The sequence below is a fragment of the Nitrospira sp. M1 genome, assembly GCF_965152605.1.
Genome location: NZ_OZ224217.1, coordinates 4,074,591 through 4,091,544 on the forward strand (window position 1 = coordinate 4,074,591; position 16,954 = coordinate 4,091,544).

At 47.0% G+C, this 16,954-nt stretch carries 16 protein-coding genes, 2 tRNA genes and 1 other RNA gene; 11 read left to right on the forward strand and 8 right to left on the reverse strand.

Annotation, left to right across the window (positions count from 1 at the left end):
- Positions 1 to 24: 24 nt before the first annotated feature.
- Positions 25 to 345 carry a quaternary ammonium compound efflux SMR transporter SugE gene (sugE, locus tag ACWHX8_RS18250; RefSeq protein ID WP_447969565.1) on the reverse strand — a complete coding sequence of 107 codons (321 nt, stop codon included), beginning with the start codon at positions 343 to 345 and terminating at the stop codon, positions 25 to 27.
- Between the two features lie 23 nt (positions 346 to 368).
- Entirely contained in the window at positions 369 to 1,451 is a 1,083-nt protein-coding gene (locus ACWHX8_RS18255; RefSeq protein ID WP_447969566.1) for an ATP-binding protein, read from the reverse strand.
- Positions 1,452 to 1,737: 286 nt separating this feature from the next.
- Here ACWHX8_RS18255 and ssrA point away from each other — a divergent pair.
- The 3 genes from ssrA to ACWHX8_RS18270 all read left to right on the forward strand — a co-directional run bounded on the left by ssrA (position 1,738) and on the right by ACWHX8_RS18270 (position 3,941).
- Positions 1,738 to 2,088, forward strand: a transfer-messenger RNA (tmRNA) gene (ssrA, locus tag ACWHX8_RS18260).
- 426 nt (positions 2,089 to 2,514) lie between these two features.
- Entirely contained in the window at positions 2,515 to 3,096 is a 582-nt protein-coding gene (locus tag ACWHX8_RS18265; RefSeq protein WP_447969567.1) for a DUF4926 domain-containing protein, read from the forward strand.
- A gap of 401 nt (positions 3,097 to 3,497) precedes the next feature.
- The gene (locus ACWHX8_RS18270) at positions 3,498 to 3,941 is read left to right on the forward strand and encodes a MauE/DoxX family redox-associated membrane protein (RefSeq protein ID WP_447969568.1); all 444 of its coding nucleotides are present in this window, start codon (positions 3,498 to 3,500) and stop codon (positions 3,939 to 3,941) included.
- 68 nt (positions 3,942 to 4,009) lie between these two features.
- On the opposite strand, the gene ACWHX8_RS18275 is transcribed toward ACWHX8_RS18270, so the two are convergent.
- The 5 genes from ACWHX8_RS18275 to ACWHX8_RS18295 form a co-directional block, all read right to left on the reverse strand.
- Positions 4,010 to 4,762 carry a Tll0287-like domain-containing protein gene (locus ACWHX8_RS18275; protein ID WP_447969569.1) on the reverse strand — a complete coding sequence of 251 codons (753 nt, stop codon included), beginning with the start codon at positions 4,760 to 4,762 and terminating at the stop codon, positions 4,010 to 4,012.
- A gap of 433 nt (positions 4,763 to 5,195) precedes the next feature.
- Positions 5,196 to 5,756, reverse strand: a complete 561-nt coding sequence (locus ACWHX8_RS18280; RefSeq protein ID WP_447969570.1) for a hypothetical protein — start codon at positions 5,754 to 5,756, stop codon at positions 5,196 to 5,198.
- A gap of 920 nt (positions 5,757 to 6,676) precedes the next feature.
- The gene (locus tag ACWHX8_RS18285; protein ID WP_447969571.1) at positions 6,677 to 7,006 is read right to left on the reverse strand and encodes a hypothetical protein; all 330 of its coding nucleotides are present in this window, start codon (positions 7,004 to 7,006) and stop codon (positions 6,677 to 6,679) included.
- Between the two features lie 22 nt (positions 7,007 to 7,028).
- A complete protein-coding gene (locus ACWHX8_RS18290; RefSeq protein WP_447969572.1) occupies positions 7,029 to 7,454 on the reverse strand; it encodes a GNAT family N-acetyltransferase in 426 nt (141 codons plus the stop codon).
- 549 nt (positions 7,455 to 8,003) lie between these two features.
- Positions 8,004 to 8,585 carry an outer membrane beta-barrel protein gene (locus ACWHX8_RS18295; RefSeq protein WP_447969573.1) on the reverse strand — a complete coding sequence of 194 codons (582 nt, stop codon included), beginning with the start codon at positions 8,583 to 8,585 and terminating at the stop codon, positions 8,004 to 8,006.
- Positions 8,586 to 8,819: 234 nt separating this feature from the next.
- Here ACWHX8_RS18295 and ACWHX8_RS18300 point away from each other — a divergent pair, with 234 nt between their 5' ends.
- Both ACWHX8_RS18300 and ACWHX8_RS18305 read left to right on the forward strand, forming a co-directional pair.
- Positions 8,820 to 9,158 carry a 4a-hydroxytetrahydrobiopterin dehydratase gene (locus ACWHX8_RS18300; RefSeq protein ID WP_447969574.1) on the forward strand — a complete coding sequence of 113 codons (339 nt, stop codon included), beginning with the start codon at positions 8,820 to 8,822 and terminating at the stop codon, positions 9,156 to 9,158.
- A gap of 342 nt (positions 9,159 to 9,500) precedes the next feature.
- Complete coding sequence (locus ACWHX8_RS18305; protein WP_447969575.1) at positions 9,501 to 11,447, forward strand: LysM peptidoglycan-binding domain-containing protein; 1,947 nt, start codon at positions 9,501 to 9,503, stop codon at positions 11,445 to 11,447.
- Positions 11,448 to 11,479: 32 nt separating this feature from the next.
- On the opposite strand, the gene ACWHX8_RS18310 is transcribed toward ACWHX8_RS18305, so the two are convergent.
- Positions 11,480 to 12,271: a tetratricopeptide repeat protein gene (locus ACWHX8_RS18310; RefSeq protein ID WP_447969576.1), complete on the reverse strand. Its 792-nt coding sequence runs from the start codon at positions 12,269 to 12,271 to the stop codon at positions 11,480 to 11,482.
- A 189-nt stretch (positions 12,272 to 12,460) separates the two neighbouring features.
- Between ACWHX8_RS18310 and ACWHX8_RS18315 the strand changes: the two genes are divergently transcribed.
- The 6 genes from ACWHX8_RS18315 to tolB all read left to right on the forward strand — a co-directional run bounded on the left by ACWHX8_RS18315 (position 12,461) and on the right by tolB (position 16,916).
- A tRNA-Val gene (locus tag ACWHX8_RS18315) sits at positions 12,461 to 12,536 on the forward strand.
- A gap of 133 nt (positions 12,537 to 12,669) precedes the next feature.
- A tRNA-Asp gene (locus tag ACWHX8_RS18320) sits at positions 12,670 to 12,747 on the forward strand.
- 116 nt (positions 12,748 to 12,863) lie between these two features.
- Positions 12,864 to 13,568 carry a MotA/TolQ/ExbB proton channel family protein gene (locus tag ACWHX8_RS18325; protein WP_447969577.1) on the forward strand — a complete coding sequence of 235 codons (705 nt, stop codon included), beginning with the start codon at positions 12,864 to 12,866 and terminating at the stop codon, positions 13,566 to 13,568.
- Positions 13,565 to 14,005: a biopolymer transporter ExbD gene (locus ACWHX8_RS18330; protein ID WP_447969578.1), complete on the forward strand. Its 441-nt coding sequence runs from the start codon at positions 13,565 to 13,567 to the stop codon at positions 14,003 to 14,005. Before ACWHX8_RS18325 ends, ACWHX8_RS18330 begins: the two co-directional genes overlap by 4 nt.
- A 14-nt stretch (positions 14,006 to 14,019) precedes the next feature.
- On the forward strand, positions 14,020 to 15,570 hold the full coding sequence (locus tag ACWHX8_RS18335; protein WP_447969579.1) for a TonB family protein: 1,551 nt from the start codon (positions 14,020 to 14,022) through the stop codon (positions 15,568 to 15,570).
- Positions 15,567 to 16,916 carry a Tol-Pal system beta propeller repeat protein TolB gene (tolB, locus tag ACWHX8_RS18340; protein ID WP_447969580.1) on the forward strand — a complete coding sequence of 450 codons (1,350 nt, stop codon included), beginning with the start codon at positions 15,567 to 15,569 and terminating at the stop codon, positions 16,914 to 16,916. Before ACWHX8_RS18335 ends, tolB begins: the two co-directional genes overlap by 4 nt.
- Positions 16,917 to 16,954 lie beyond the last annotated feature (38 nt).

Sequence of the window (16,954 nt, forward strand, 5' to 3'; positions counted from 1 at the left end):
CCCTCAAGACAGTCAAGGCCAACTTCACGAGGGCGACGACAGTTTCAATCCGATAATTCCAACAAGAATTGCGGCGATGCTCAACAAACGCACAGCATCTCGTGGCTCATCAAACAACACCATCCCGACAATGACCGTTCCCGCAGCCCCGATACCTGTCCACATCGCATAGGCCGTTCCCATTGGTATCGAGCGAAGCGCAAAAGAAATACAGACCATACTGATCCCCATCGCCACAACGGTCGCCACACTTGGCCACAAACGGGTAAATCCATCGGTATACTTCAAACTGATCGCCCACACGATTTCAAAAAATCCCGCAATGAGCAAAAACATCCATGCCATATATTTCTCCTCGTTCTTCTCACTCAAAAAAATTCCCCGTCCCACAGACTCCGGATAAAATCATCCCACGGAACAATATCAATGCCCTTACGAATAGTACGCCGTTCCTTCTCAAGGCAAACCACAAGACAACGTTTGACGGGACCGTCCTCCCGTAGAATTTCGAGGGAACGGATATCGCCTTCGTGTACACGTGACGATCCTTTTACCTCTATTGCGAGATCCATTTCTCCTACAATAAAGTCCACTTCTTGGCCTGTACTCGTCCTCCAATAGTACAGTGGCAGGTCGGGATTCTCGTAGGCTTGATACGCCCGAAGTTCCATCAAGATGTACTGCTCGAAAGATTTCCCAAACTCCCGGCTTCCCAGCCGTGGTTGACGTCGAGCCAAATAGTTCGTGACCCCCACGTCAAAAAGGTAGAACTTTTCTGTGAGGATCATTCGTCTATTTTTGGACTTCTTCCATGGAGGCAGACGAACGCACAGGTAGGTATCTTCAAGAATATCAAAATACGTGCGAACCACCTTATGCGACACGCCGGTTTCGCGGGCGATGTTTGTGTAGTTGATCAGCTCGCTGGAACTTATGGCGGCCACCCGTAAAAATGTGGTGAAGGCTGGGATATTCTGCGTCAGAGCCTCCGCCGCGATCTCTTCCTTAAGATAATCACCAACATACGCCCTGAGATCTTCTATGGGATCAGGTGAAAGAAAGTGGGGAGGCAACAGACCAGAGATCATGATGCGTGCTAAATCAAATCCTTTGACTTCAAGATACGAAAGCGGGACCATGGTTTTTCGCCATGCCCGTCCCCCAAGAAGATTGGCGTGTCCACGTCGAAGCTTTCTTGCACTCGAGCCGGTTAACAGAAAAGAAAGAGCAGTATGCTCTATCATCCAATGCACTTCATCTAAGATGGAAGGTATTTTCTGGACCTCATCAATGACAAGAAGACCCTTGTGATCTTGATACCGTTCTCTCAGTAATGAAGGACGGGATGCATAATCCGCAAACACATCGGTCTTCAGGAAATCGATAAGAATTCGAGGTTTAAGCGTATTGGAAATCCAATGGCTTTTACCAACCTTACGGGGTCCCCACAAAAAAGCGGATCGACTTTTAGGAAGTTTGAGTTCAAACAATCTCTTTATAATTTCCCTCACAAGGTAATATTATCCGGATAATATTCCGTAGTCAAGAAAATTATGAAACAGAAGAGATTTTCTGTATAAGCTGATGCTCATCGCCACAATGATGTCCACATCCGACCCCAAGGGTATAAAACCATCGGGAATTTTTGTATCAAGACCTCAGTCTTACCTAATCTAGCTAAAGTGAGAATAGTGAGCTATATTAAAAAGAAATAACTGTCTTGCCAACTCAATCAAAGGGGGTGACTGGCTTCGACGGGGATCAAGAGGTCAACGGAGCGTGTCGAGCTCTCGGAGTCTCGTTAAACCTTCGGGAAACCATTAAGTGCCAACGAACCATTGGCTCTCGCGGCTTAATTGACCGCGGCGTCTCTCTCGATCATGCCTGCGGGCCGGGAAGAGGCGTCACTTTGCAGGCTGGTCCAATACCGGTGCTCAGCGGTGGCGGATGAGAACTTTCTGGGCTAGCAAACGTTCTAAGCCGGTTGATGGGCGTGGGCGAATGCGAATAACAAATCATCAGCTACACACGTAGGGCCGTTGCGCTGAATGTCTTCGGACGCGGGTTCGATTCCCGCCACCTCCACCAATTGGCCTCTGAGGCACACGCTTCAGAGGCCAATCTATTATTGAAATCAGAAAGAATTGCAATGGAATATAAACAAGTAAACCATCGAACTCCGGCTTGTGTCGCGTATTTCGCAGGACTCATAGATGGAGAAGGCACTGTCACACTACCTCGTAGAAATCGCAATAAACTGTAGCCGGTTGAAACGCATCATAGCGCAATCCACTAAATACCATCCGGGCTTACTTTAGTGGATGGTTCGTGCAGAACAGGCGCACATGCGGCTTCTGAGTTTCGAAAACATGGTGTCGTCGGAATTGGCTGGGGATCTACAAACTGGACAAAGTTTGAGATTCGACTTTCGTTCGTGCAGTGTCGCCGGCGAGCAGTAATAGTAAAAAACACGATTTGACTGTTAGAGAGAGCCGATTCTGAATCGCTAATACAATGAAACTGCCGCATTCAGATCGTTTAGAAATATCTCAGTCCAAGGTCGTGAAGTATCTGCTATCTTCAACTCATCGAGCTGGAAGAGGTAAAGCGAGGTTTTTCTCAACATTTGGCTTCGAAGTGTCTGCGTGGAAAACGCTTGCGCAAGCCCTTCAGCAACATGCCAAGGATAATGATGTGACTGTTACGGAAGAGACAGTTTTCGGCACTCGTTATGTAATTGAGGGAAACCTTACGGCGCCAAATGGCCAGGAATTGCAAATTAGGTCGGTATGGTTTATGGATGAAGGGAGGCAATCACCAAGATTTGTCACTGCCTATCCTATAAAACGGAGGATGTATATGATTCAGGAGTTAGAAGATGTCATATTAGATAGCGATATTCCCGAACACAGGCTTCAGAAAGGAGATATTGGAACTGTTGTGTTGGTTCATCAAGAAGGGAAGGGCTATGAAGTGGAGTTTACGACCTTGGATGGTGAGACAGTTGCGGTTGTCACCCTGCTAGCAGCGCAAGTTCGACCAGTCCACAGGCATGAGATTGCTCATGCGCGAGAACTTGCAGGTTCGACATCCTAGTTAGAAGCCATTCTCCCTGTGATAGGCAGATAGAGTCATTTCTTGAATTACCTCTTCCCTCCCTCCCCTTTGAATCTTGCGATGTAGCCCCTCTCAGCATATCCCCTTAGGGTCAACCTTCTTCTATAATAACTTCGTGCAATTCACCCAACCACGTTAATCAGTCTTCTGATTTCTGCGACGTAGAGTAAAGCCGTGAGATCTTGAGAACAGGTGCCATGAACTTTTATGGTACATTCACCCTGATTAACCAAGCCTCGGAGTGGTATTAATGCTCAGGGGCTTTTCTTTGAAGTCTAGAGAATTATAGCCGTTTTAATTAACTGCCGACATTTGACGTGTGTCATTGCGCGGAGTCAGTAAGGTGATCATCTCAAAGTGATTAGAATTCGCTATAACTTATGAAGATACTGAGGTGGGTTCTTCAGATTCTGATTGGCGGCATCATTTTTGGTTCTGCGTTAGGTAAGAGTTTAGATCTTCCTGGTTTCGCAGATGTTTTGAAAACCTATCAGGCATTTCCTGAATCGACTCTTTACTCTATTGCCATTTCAGTCACTGCCTTTGAGTTTGTCCTAGGTGCTTGGATCCTCTCAGGGTGGCATCTAACAACCAGTGCCATGACCGCGGCCGTGATGAACCTGGTCTACGCAGGATGGATGACTGTCACCTTGTTCCGTGGGTTGAACCTAGACAATTGTGGGTGCTTCGGAGTCTTTTTCCCACGACCGTTGAACTGGTTTTCTCCGATCGAAGACTTGGTGATGGTTGCCCTGTGTGTGCTGTTGGCCTATGTGGCACGAAGCGCTTCTATTCAAGTTTCTTTAACACAGATTCCAAAGTAAAAAGGCCATCCTTTCCATTTGGGAAAGGATGGCCTTCAGACGTCTTCTGTGTAAACAAATACATTCGTTTAATCAAGAGGCAATTTCACACTGATCGCTCCTGCCAATTCACCTTCATGTCCCCCTTCTTTTTTATAGCCTGAAATATCTTTTTCACCTTTCGGGCCTCCGTGGCAAGAAAGACAGGATTTTTCATAGTAGAGTGGCATGAGCACACGAACACTGCTCTCCTCATCAACCGTCGTGCTATAAATGTCTTGCCGGTCACGAGGTGACGATGCCGCAAAGACCTTCATAACCTCTGCTTCATACCCATCTGCCTTATTCTGAGGATTTCTGAGAAAATGATCAGGAGCTGTTTGTTTTAGGTAGATCTTCGACCAATTCCGGAATCGCTTCGCTGTTTCAGTTCCAAAGGTAGCTGGAATTAACCCTTTGTATTTGACTCCTGGAATATTGATCACCGCCTGATAACTGGCGACCGTTTCCTTGCTGACGCTCAGCAGACGCGCTAAAAGAGGCTTCGCATGAGCTGGAACATCGGCATTCTGCAAGCTCTGTAAATCAACTCCAGTTTCCTTTTGGAAAAATACCATAACTTGCGCTTCAAACACTTCAGAAGTAAATCCTTTGTCCCCCCGACTTGGGTCATTGATCACAGCCTGATTATGCCCAATAATTATTCGTCCCGCATCCAATAACTTTGCTAACAGACGACCTGTCTCGACAAGCTCTGCATTCCCATAGACCACAGCCGGAATGCTCACAACGCACCATACCATCATCACTCCTCGCATTAGCCCCCAAGACACTTTTTTCATCGGGCACCTCCGTGAGAAAATCACGAGATCGTTTATGACTCGACAAACAACAATCCTTTGAGCATGAAAAGAGAAAGACACATAAGTCCGGAACACACACCTCAAAGAATTGTAAATCAGAAACGCGGAACAATCTGGAGACTTCCTCTTTTACGCATACGCCAGTATGTCAAGATACAAAAAGAGAGAAAGTGCGACCAACACAATATCATTGGATTATACCAAACAAATGTGCCAATTATTGTATTTTTTCAGGACAATGATGATTTGAGAAGAACAGGAAACGAGGATTGAACAAGCTGGGAGGATTTTTGATTATGAAAGGACAATCATACAAAATGGAAGCAGGCGAAATGCCTTATACTATTTCGTCACTCTCGCATGACGGTTCATCAAACATCGCAAGGTTTCGAAATGGTGCGTCCCTCGGTCATTAGTCGATCCCATGCGCTAATGATTCATCCCGCCGCTCTTTTTGCTCTTCCCTATAGGCCTTCTCGTCATCTTCATATTTCGTTTCTTGTTGGATTTCATCAAGTTCTACCGGGGTAAGATAGCGTAGCGCGGTCGCACATAATATCCGTTGCTTCAACGTCCCTTTCAAGTGGATATTCACAAGCACATCAGCTCCAATTTGTTGAGCGCGATCTCTGAGTTCAGTATGCAACGCTTCCCAGTTTACTTTTTTCTGCTTTGGAGGTTGCTCAACCTCAACGACACCAAGGTCATGATGTGGTCGTTCCGGCACATCATCAAGCACTTCAATGATCACCGTCGCCCTCTTCACATCCACACGCTCTGGTGTCTCGGAAGGAGTGGGCTCTCGCTTTGGATATCTGGCTGTCTCGACATCAAATACTTGCAAACGCGAGGCTGCTAATGCGGCTTCATGCGGATTACTGCTCTGCATCAAACTCTTGAGCTTCTCAATTCTATCCTGTGCTTCTCGGAGGCTCATTTTCGCCCCATTTTTCTTCAATACATTGACCGGCATAGAGTCACCCTAACATCCATGGATATTTATGATTCATTGCAGCCACCGATAATACCCGACTTCCATACTCAAATTGGACTCGGTTTATGCTAGTGTATTTTTCGAACAGGCATGACCTAGCACATGTCTACCTGTCATAAAAACAGAATGTCAACCAACGACTTGGCCTATTCACACGAAATTTTCTATTTAAAACAGTATCCTATTGTGGGAAGACCTCACAACGCAAGAACTTGGGAAAACATCCATTGAGCCCTCCTCTAAACTCATCATAAAATCATGAAAAGCCATGCCAAGACCATAGATTATAGCGAATCCAAATACGTTCCAGCTGAGGTCGATCAACTATAGCAAATCTCAATTCGGTCCAGTTAATCCCTAAAGACTTTCAACGCGGTGTCAAAACCTTCAAGGGTTCGTAAGTTCAGTGAATCGGCTATAGCCCCCCGCGACTACTCACTTCAAGCATGTGGAAGTTATTCGAAACGGCTATAACAAGGCCAAGCCCCTCCAAGCAACAAACAGACAATTCATCCATATGATCGAGTACGGGACAAAGAAATCTAGCCAAAGCCGAACTTGTCAATAAAGAAGTTTCTGCTAACAGCTACATAATAAAGGACTCCAACGAATATCTTTAGGAAATACGTTTTGCTACCGTTACCCATTTATAGAAAAAGAAATCTTCGAAGAAAACGACGGATAAAAATGATGCGGCCAAAGCGACAAAGGCTACAACAACGTCCAGCGCGAAAACCAAAACGTCATCAAAGAAAAAATCAAGACAACGGTAGCGTCGCAACAACCCAACAAAGAACTACTCAAACGTGGAATGAAAAAGAGGGAAGGGAATCAAACTCCAAGGAATTCTCTCGCAAAACATAGAGGACATCTGCTCATCGTCCTTCTACCGCAACGCTTCATAGCAATTTAGGTTTATAACCTGTTCCTGGCCAGGTTTGTTCAATCTCTTGAGCTTGTTGGGTTGCACTGAATTTTTCCCATAGAATATGATTGATGTCATATTCTGATGTAAAGGCCATGGCTTCAGGATCTTCCCATCCCAAGTGACGTATCTGTCCTACAACATCATCTGCAACTTTGCGGATGGACACATTAAGAGTCTGAGTGCGCCACAATGCATACTGACCTGGCACAACAATCTCAGCCTCCATTCCAAAGCGATGAGAATACTCTTCAACGGATGTGTCGATATTGGAAACACCAATAGCAATATGAAGTTTTTTCATGAGCATTCCTTAGATGAAACGATTACTCGACCATCAGCTGCTGACTGAAATGATAGCTCGTGATCTTCAATCCCCGTCGAAAATAAAACTTATGGGCTTCATGACGATGCGTGCCTGAATCAAGGTGAAGGTAATGACATCCCTGCTCTACAGCGATTTCTCGCAGCCATGACACTAGCACATCGCCATGGCCTCGCGATCGCTGCGTTTTGGCTGTGACCAGGTCATCAACATAGAGGTGTTTCCCCATCAATAAGTTGCACGATATCCTATAACCAGCGACTGCAACTACATCACCGTCGGTTTCGATATATGCCAACTTGTATCCTTCCGCTCCCATTTCACGAATCGTCTCCAGAAATTTGCTTCTTTTCAGATGAGTTCGTAACTCTAACATGACATCGAAACATCGTTCGATTTCCTCATCTGATCTAGCATGATTTGGCATACAAGCGCCTCCAATATTTATGACAACGAATACAAAGCCTCTTCAGGAAGCTTGATCACATAAAATTTTACATGGAAATTGTCGTAACAACTGCCTATTTGTCAATAATCGATACGTCGCAAGTTACATTAAGAATATTGAGGTTTCCTTGCATGACGTATCAGTAGAAAGCAGGCTCGAAGAAACACACTTCGTACTCAGATCTTATTAGGTTTGGCTTAGTATGAATCGGGGAAAGGTTCAAAGAGAGGCGAGGAAATCGATCTAATAAAGGACCAGAAACATGCCCCGCTATTGCAGCGGGGCATTCTTTTTAGGTTTCACAGGTAAGGACGGACTTGTTTCGGCACATCACGTGCCTTCAGATTAAACACACTTCTATGCGCGGGAACGGCCTCGCAGGACGTCGATCTAAATAGAAAAGCATGCAGATAACATCCGGCAATAGCGACCGCAACGAAAATATAGGGGGCAAAGATTCCATAAAATACAATGAGCGTTTCTATGGGCATCGTCAACCTATTAATAGAGTGATCATGTCTTCAATATTTAAAAACGATACTGAAGACCACCACCAACGGAAATATAGTTAATGAAATTGATGTCTCCTCGAGGGTCAACATAAGCCCCCTCAATGTCTATAACCCAGTTTTCTGTGAGATAGAAGTCCACTCCTCCGCCATACCGAAAAACTACATCGGTCTCATTCCTCGATGGTCTGCCATTAGAGTCGGCAAACACTAAGAATCCATCTGTTGTGGCGTTCATTGCACCAACTCCTAGTAGTCCATAGGGTTGGACTCGTCCGGTGAGGGCGAAAAACTTACTATTAAGCGTCGCCGTCCAGGTTTCTATATCGCCCTTGAATTGCTTCACGCCAAAGCCCGTCGTTCGCTCTCCCTGCGCTTCGATTGCAATATGCGGATGGAGGCGATAGCCAGCTCGCAGATTAAATCCCGCAACATCATCAAAGGAGAGAGGGCCCGTTCTGTTGAATTTTTCTATGGCGTAAATACCACCAGCACCTATATAGAACCCTTTTCGGGCAAAATCTGAAGACTCTTCAGCGAACGCGATTGATGCACTGAACCCGATCACGCAAAGACCGAACAACATCATGACTTTCTTCATAAAAATGATATCTCCTTTATGCTTCATCAGCAGTGTAAAATGGCCTACCTGTAGTCCCCATACATATGTACGTGTGCATTTTTTCTTTCTCAATTCCCCATTCGAGGGGGTAAAACGATAAACCCCATGCACTGACTGAAAAACCTGCAATCCATTTGAATTGTGAAGAGCTGTCCGATCCATCTATAATTTCACCCCAGTGTTCATTCTTTTATATACAAAGGAGAAATCACGATGAGTCTGGCAGATAAATCCTGCGTACCCTGCAGGGGCGGAGTCCCGGCATTAGAGACAGCCAAAGTTCAAGAATTGTTAGGGCAATTAGAAAAAGAGTGGGAATTGAATCAGGAAGGTCACATTGAACGCACGTATACGTTCAATAACTTTGCGGAAGCTCTCGCGTTTGTGAATCGCGTGGGAGCGGTAGCTGAAGCTGAAGGGCACCACCCCGACCTTCACCTGGCCTGGGGAAAATGTACGGTCGAAATTTGGACGCATAAGATCAAGGGATTAACAGAAAGCGATTTTTTTATGGCTGCCAAAGCTGATCGCGCCTTCAAGACTCAAGAGTAATACTGCATCCCTGAGCGTAAACCAGCAAGACCTAATTAAAGATTCGAATTTCACTAACACTTACTGGGGAATCGAATGACAACTGAAGGCAGGCGGTATGCGGTATGATGTGGAAAGACGGACATGAATCTTCTTGACCAAATCCAGAGTGCTTGACGCATCTGAAGTCAAATTTTCCACAACAACAAGCATTGCACAACAATAACTACCCCTAACGTCATGCAGAGACGGCCACTGATGCGAAGCCAGCTTCCCCTTATAATTGATCGTTTACATTGACAATTTTTCTAATGCTTAGTACGCTGTAAAGTTGTACAGGAAATAACCGAAAAGTCTCACAATATGACCAAGTTGCTAAAAAAATTCCCGAAGGGTCGTGGACTGTCTTTAACATCCCTCACTGCCGTATTCGGGTGTGGACTATGCTTTGCTGCGCCAACCTTTGCACAGTCTGCCCAAAGCCTTGATCATCGCTCCACCCCCCATTCCGTTACGCATGACCGCATTGAACCAATTTTTGGTCATACAGTACATGAAGACCTGTTCCAAGACCTTCCCTCTTATCGAATGGCAAAAGAAGCGGTTACGGAGCCGACGAATTCACAGCAACCATCGTCGGTCACTCCTCTACCTGGGCTACCAACACCGTGGTCACAAAGCGTAGATAATTCTCACGCTCAAGACTCTCGATCGAGATATCCGCAGACACACATCAATTCCGTTCAATCCCATGACAAGTCAGAACCCGCATCACACTCTGCTCGCGTTGAAAAACGAGTGAAACAAAGATCCGTTGAGACCCACTCTCAACCCACGGGAACATCGAGACGGGAATATAATCTTGAATTCACCATTCCCACCTTAGCGAGTGGGACCTCTCAAACCTGGACACGCCTTGAATTAACAGAACAAAATGCTAAACGCACCTTAGCCAACCCCTTACAGCGTTATGAGCCACTGTTCCGACATGACAGGCCTTATGCACCTGCAACACTTACACACCCCTATGGCACAGTGCCTCTCGTACTCAATCGTCATGTCGAACGCAATCTAAATTATTTTCAAAATGGTATCCCAGAACGATTTCAAAGCTATCTAGATCGATATGCGAAATATCAAGATCTCGTTGAGCAAATTTTCAAAGAATTTGGGTTACCAACGGAACTCGGACACCTTTCACTTGTCGAAAGCGGCTTTAATCCACGAGCCTATTCGCGTGCCAGAGCTTCAGGCCCTTGGCAGTTCATGAAAGCCACAGGCCGAATGTACGGACTGAACGTGACATGGTATGTGGATGAACGCCGAGACCCTGTTAAGTCGACCATCGCCGCCGCCCATCACCTGCGTGACCTGTACGATCGGTTTGGCTCTTGGCCATTGGCACTCGGGGCCTATAATGCCGGAGGCGGAAAGATCAGTCGCGCCATTCGAAGAACCGGTAGTCGTGACTTCTGGAAAATTCGCAACACCTGGTACATACGACGAGAAACGAAAGAATACGTCCCTCGATTTGTCGCAGCCACGCTCATAGCATCACACCCGACTGATTACGGGTTTATCGTCAAACAGGTTGACCCCTATTCGTATGATGAAGTGTTGATGCATAAACGTGTACACCTCAAGGCTGTAGCCAAGACAACGGGGATTTCATTTGAGGATCTTAGAGAGTTAAACCCAGAACTTCGTCGAAGCATTGTCCCGGCTCTTCGAAAGGGCTATCCACTCAAGGTTCCCGCGGGCACGGGGCCGTTGGTCAAAAAACAACATGACCGTATCAAGCCATGGACGCAACCCCCACCGCCAGCCACAACATGGTATCGAGTCCGCTACGGCGATAGCCTTTCCGTGGTGGCTAAACGATTCGGGATGAAGGTGAGGGCTCTGAAAAACCTGAATAGGCTTTCCGGGAACCTTATCCGTGTTGGGGACCGCCTCAGAGTCAGAGAGAAAGATGCCCCGATAGATTTGAAGTCTCGATGGTATAGAGTACGACGGGGGGACAATTTATCAAAAATTGCTAAAAGATTTGGAACAACGACACGCTCGCTAAAGAATCTCAATAACTTGTCCGGACACCTCATCCATGTCGGAGATAAATTACAGGTAAGGGGGAAAGCCCCAGCTTCAACTCCGCGCAGTAATGAGACAAAGTGGTATCGCGTTCGTCGAGGAGACAGCCTCTGGACAATTGCCAAACGGTTTCGGGTAAGCGTGACAGACTTAAAAGTATTGAACAATCTGACCACAAGCGTGATCAGAGCTGGAAAACTCCTGCTCGTCAGCCAATAGGCTTCCGGCTTTTCGCATCAACACATCACCCATTATTCGCCTTCAGCTTTTTTACTCTCGTCATCTGTCGATTCACTTTTAATGGGATCGGCAGGCTCCGTAGACGCCGTTTCTTCCTCTTCTGGAGATAGGACCTGGACGCGAAGTGATGCTTCACTGGCATAGGGAGACGTGGGATATTGCTCCAATAATTCTTGATATCGATTCAACGCCTTATCCATTACCCCATCAGCCTCGTCTAGCTTCGCTAACTCAAAAAGCACTTGGTCTTTATTGTAGACATCTGGAGCAGCCAAGATGTCTGTAAACTCTTGCAAGGCTTTCTCCTTGTCTCCATTAAGTAAATACGCATACGCTAATCGCTGACGGACAAGCCCTCCCAACATCGTGTTTCGACCATATTGCTCAAAAAATCGTTGATAGGCCCCGATCGCACCGCTATAGTCCCCTTGCTCCATCAGGCTATTCCCTAAAAGATAGACAGCATTTCTCGCAGGATCGGTTCTTGGATACTCATTGAGAATTTGTCGATACAGCTCGGCAGCCTTGCTCACGCTTTCTTTTGATTGTTCTGCATCATCGAGTGAACGATCCAGATAATGTACCTGGGCTTTCCCTTCCAACTCCCATGCCGCTTGCGTTTGACGATGTTCATACCACATCACGCCCCCGCCAATGCCGGCCGCCATGACGATGAAAAACACCCCTCCTAAGACAAGCTTTCGATTTTGTTCAACGAAAAGCAAAATATGGTCTTTTCGACTCAGAAGTTCCGTTTCATCTATGATTCCGCTTTCGGGCGCGTTAGTTTTTATCTTATACATAATTTCCGGTCCTAATCAGAAGGTTGGCATACGTGGCAGAGGGTCTTCTTACGACCTCACAGACTGGTCGTGCTTATACTTGCCCATACGATACATGTCAAATCTTTAGTGACAGATAGTCTCTCTAGTTGACAACGACCTAGTGACTGATATAATTGTGAAGTCGTCGAGTATTTTCATTTGAAAATTAGGCGGATAGCTCAGTTGGGAGAGCGCTGCCTTTACACGGCAGAGGTCACAGGTTCGATCCCTGTTCCGCCTACCAGCCGATGCGTGTAAATGCTTACGGATGTTGCAAGTCTAACATCTTGACAACCCCAACAATCAATTAGACTACGTATCAACTATTCTTCCTCGGTGACTAATGAAGGGGCATGCTGCCCTGCCAAGGATTAAACGGGGCCGTCGTTCAGCCAGGTTAGGACGCCAGATTGTCAATCTGGAAGTCGCGGGTTCAAATCCCGTCGGCCCCGCCATCCATTCCACATTTGAGACTACCTTACCTAGAGAGTTTCAGCATTTCTGGTTAGATTCAACAACGACCTATCGTCAGTAGGAGGCAGAGATACCGATTATGTTATTTGCAGATCCTATGGAATTGCTTAGCTCCCTCGGGTCACTTTCAATCGTGATTCTGCTCACGCTCGCGATCTTTTCCGTCGTATCCTGGGCCATCATTGTACATAAATGGAAACGTTTCAGGACCATTGAAGAAGAAGATATGCAATTTTTACGAGCCTATGAGGTACGGCAACAGGAAGTCAACGAACTTCGCATTCAGGCTCAAGATTTAGAGGCGAGTCCTAGCGCAGCTGTCTACTTGGGCATTATTGATCGTCTCCCTTCTACCTCCGACCTTCTAAATACCAGCCACCAACTAGAGAATGCTCAACCCTATCGGGTTCCAGAACAGCAGTACTTGGAAAAAGTGTCTCAACACATCATTCAAAATCAAATTAGTCATCAAGAGGCATATTTGCCCTTTCTCGCCACCACGGGAAACTTAACCCCGTTTATCGGACTACTAGGAACAGTTCTTGGGATCATTAGCGCGTTTCGCGAAATTGGCGTACAGGGATCCGCAAGTATTGCCTCTGTCGCGCCAGGTGTTGCAGAAGCCCTGATTGCCACGGCAGCCGGTTTATTTGCCGCCATCCCAGCCGTCATTGCATACAACTATTTCCTTGCTAAAATTAGAAAGACGATTTTTCGTGTCGAAGCGTTTGGCATCGAGTTTCTGAATTCTGTCCAAGAACTCAATCAAGAAACCAAAGAACCAGCCGAAATCGTACAATGACTTCCGAATCACGAAATCGACGATTTCTTTCAGAAATCAATGTCATTCCGCTCGTTGATGTGGTGTTGGTCCTCCTCGTGATCTTTATGGTAACGGCTCCCATGCTGCATCGAGGCCTTGATATTACGCTTCCCACATCCTCGTCCAATAACATCAAAGCCCAAGAACGATTGGTGGTGACCATCAAACCAGACCAAACGCTCTTCCTAGGGAATGAGACCATCAGTCCGATCGAACTTGGGGCAAAGCTCCGTGAAGCAAAAGCAGCAAACCCTCTGGTATCCGTCTATCTTCGAGCTGATCAAACGGTTCCCTACGGAACGGTCGTCCAAGTCATGGATGAAATCAAGGGCGCTAAGATTGAGAGGCTAGGGATGGTGACAGGACCAAAGTCATCAGAGCAGATTGAAAGACAAGCGGTTAGAAACGCCTCGTAATCGCCCTCTCACCAATGACACATGCCAGTTCAGCCAATCTCATTTCATTGGGGGTCTCGTCAAGCATTCCTGACGAAGACTCTTCGATTCGATGGTGGATTGCCGGCTCGTTGGCGCTTCATGCTCTGATTATTATTTTTCTGACTACTTTGAGGTTTGCACCAACCCTTGAACAACCTCTCCACTCGTATGAAGTGTCGCTGATCAATCCCTCTGATCTTGAAGCCCCTCCGGCAAAATCTCCAGCAAAAACCAGATCGAAACCGAAGCCCAGACAACCTCAAGCACCTCCAACTCCACCACCGAAAGCGAAGACACGTCCCCCAGAACCTAAAGCCGAACCCTTAGCACCGCTCCCAACACAATCGGCATCTGAACGACTTTCAGATTCATTCTCGGGAGCCGTGAAGTCCGTCGTGGTTCCCAATGAACGATCGAGACCTGTCCCAGCCGAAACACCACCTCCCCCACCGACAGAGGCCAAACCTGAACCCCCAAATGCCTTAGAATCTATTAAGCTGCCGACAACAGCCCCAAAACTCTCACGCGCACAACGTCTTACGCCACAACCCTACGTATCAATTCCTGACCCTGCACCAAAACCACCGCCAACTCCCAAACAAGAGGAGACCACCACCCCTCAACCTAAACCACCAGCACCAACAAGCGCTCAACAAAAACCGACGAAAGCTCGTCAATCGCTCAAGGCACCACCTGAAGCTCCGATATTAAAACCGATACTGCCATTTACACGAGCCAAACGAAAAGAGAGTCCAGAGCCACAGACCGAAAAACTTTCAGACTCTTTTCGGAAAACCATTCAGTCAGTCAAGGTCCCGAAGCTTCGAAAGAAGTCCATAACCAAAAAACCGCGCAAGGAACCGAAGCTGGCCACGCCTCCAACTCATACGCCTTTTGATAGAACCAACCCGACGAAGAAAAACATTGACGAACCGCCAGTCAAACAGGAACGTCTAGCCGATTCATTAAAGCAAGTCCTCGGAACCGTGAAAATTCCAAAGTTACGTTCGGTTCCAACAAAAAAGCAACAGCCACGACGCCCAATTGAACCACAACAGCAAGCGTCGCCGCGCAAACCTGATACCACAAGGACTCAATCTTTACGGTCTGAAATCGACCAGCAACTCGCCAAGCTGACCATTCCTGATGTCGCCCCGATTGAATCTCTCAAGGAAAGGCTACAGGTCAAAGTCGAGGCAGCGCCAGAACCAGAGTCTTCGTCGAGTGGATCGGGCACCCCTAAAAATTCGGCCGGTCAAAATCGGTATTTGGCATTGATTGAAGCCAAAATCGAGCAAAAATGGGTTGCGCCTCGCGTATCCCTCAACGAAGATCACCCTCAAGTCATCTTACGGTTTCGAGTCCTGCCATCAGGCGAAGTCATCAATCTTGGCATAAAACAGGGATCTGGAAACGGATATTACGACGCGGCCGCTAAGCGAGCGGTCAAAGCCGCAAGCCCGCTTCCGCCATTCCCTAAAGATTTGAAATCATCACATCTCGACCTTCTTTACAAATTTAGAATAGGGGAGTCTCTCTCATGACTCGATTTATCATCAGTCTCGTATTCATTCTTACCGTTTTGACTGTTGGGAAAGTGTGGATGACCCCTTCCTCACTTGCACAAGACGCGCTCCTTGAAGCCTCGAGACCAGACTTTCAACGTATCCCAATCTGGGTCATGGAATTTGGCAGCGGGGGTATCGATGGTGCGACATCACCGGCCAGACATGAACAGGTCGTTCCTGTACTCAAAGCAGACCTCACACGATCTCAAATATTTTCTCCCGTAGACCTCCCTCTGAAGCCCGGGCAATTCGCCGAGAGTCAATGCGTAAGCCCAGTGAATAACACTGAAGCCTCAAGCCAGGGCGTGACGGTTTCGACCTGGGGACGAGTTGGGATTGGCCGAACCGAAAATGGTGGCATGGGACTAGTCTTTGACGCCTGCGCCCACGATTCGGGAACCAAAGAATTTCTTCTTGGAAAACGGTACTTTTCGCTGAAAGTGACAGATCCCCTCGTCCGTCTCATGGCCCATCGGTGGTCCGACGAGCTGGTCTATCGATATACCGGCGAGCCAGGAATCGCGAGAACCAAAATTTCCTATGTCTCTGAAGAGGGAAACGGACGAGAACTTTTTGTCATGGATTACGATGGATATGGTCCACAACAGGTCACGGCAGATGGCTTTTTAAATTTGATGCCTACCTGGGCTCCCGACCGAAAATCCTTGGTCTATACGGCCTATCGTGAACGAAAACAACAGATTATCCAGAGAACCTTATCCTCAGGAAAGGAAAAAATCTTGGTTCAGCCAGCAAGCTTGAACATTACCCCAGTGTTTTCTCCAAATGGGAAACAGCTCAGCTATGCCTCGGCTCAGGAAGGCAATTCAGATATCTTTACCCTCAACCTCGAGACCATGGAGGTCCAGCAGATTACCTCTCATCGAAGCGCGGATCTCTCGCCATCTTGGTCTCCAGACGGGACAAAGATCGCGTTTACTTCCGACCGTGGGGGGCGCCCGCAAATCTATATTATGGATGCTGATGGATCAAATATACAGCGATTGACGTTTAAAGGAGATTATAATGCTGCCCCAACCTGGTCCCCCCGTGGCGATTGGATTGCGTTTGTGTGTAGAATTTCAGGAGAAGGATTTAAACTATGCCGGATAACCCCTGATGGAAGTCGATACGTTCAGATCACGTCTGGACCAAGCATTGACGATTCCCCGTCATGGTCCCCTAACGGGCGGCACTTAGCGTTCAGCTCGATACGAAGAGGAAAAAGCCATATCTATCTCATCAATAGTGACGGGACTGACATAGAACAGATAACATCAGGAGGGACTCACCATAGCTCTCCAGCGTGGTCACCGTTGTGACCGGCATTCAGCCATCGAAGCGATCTTCAGCAAAAGGA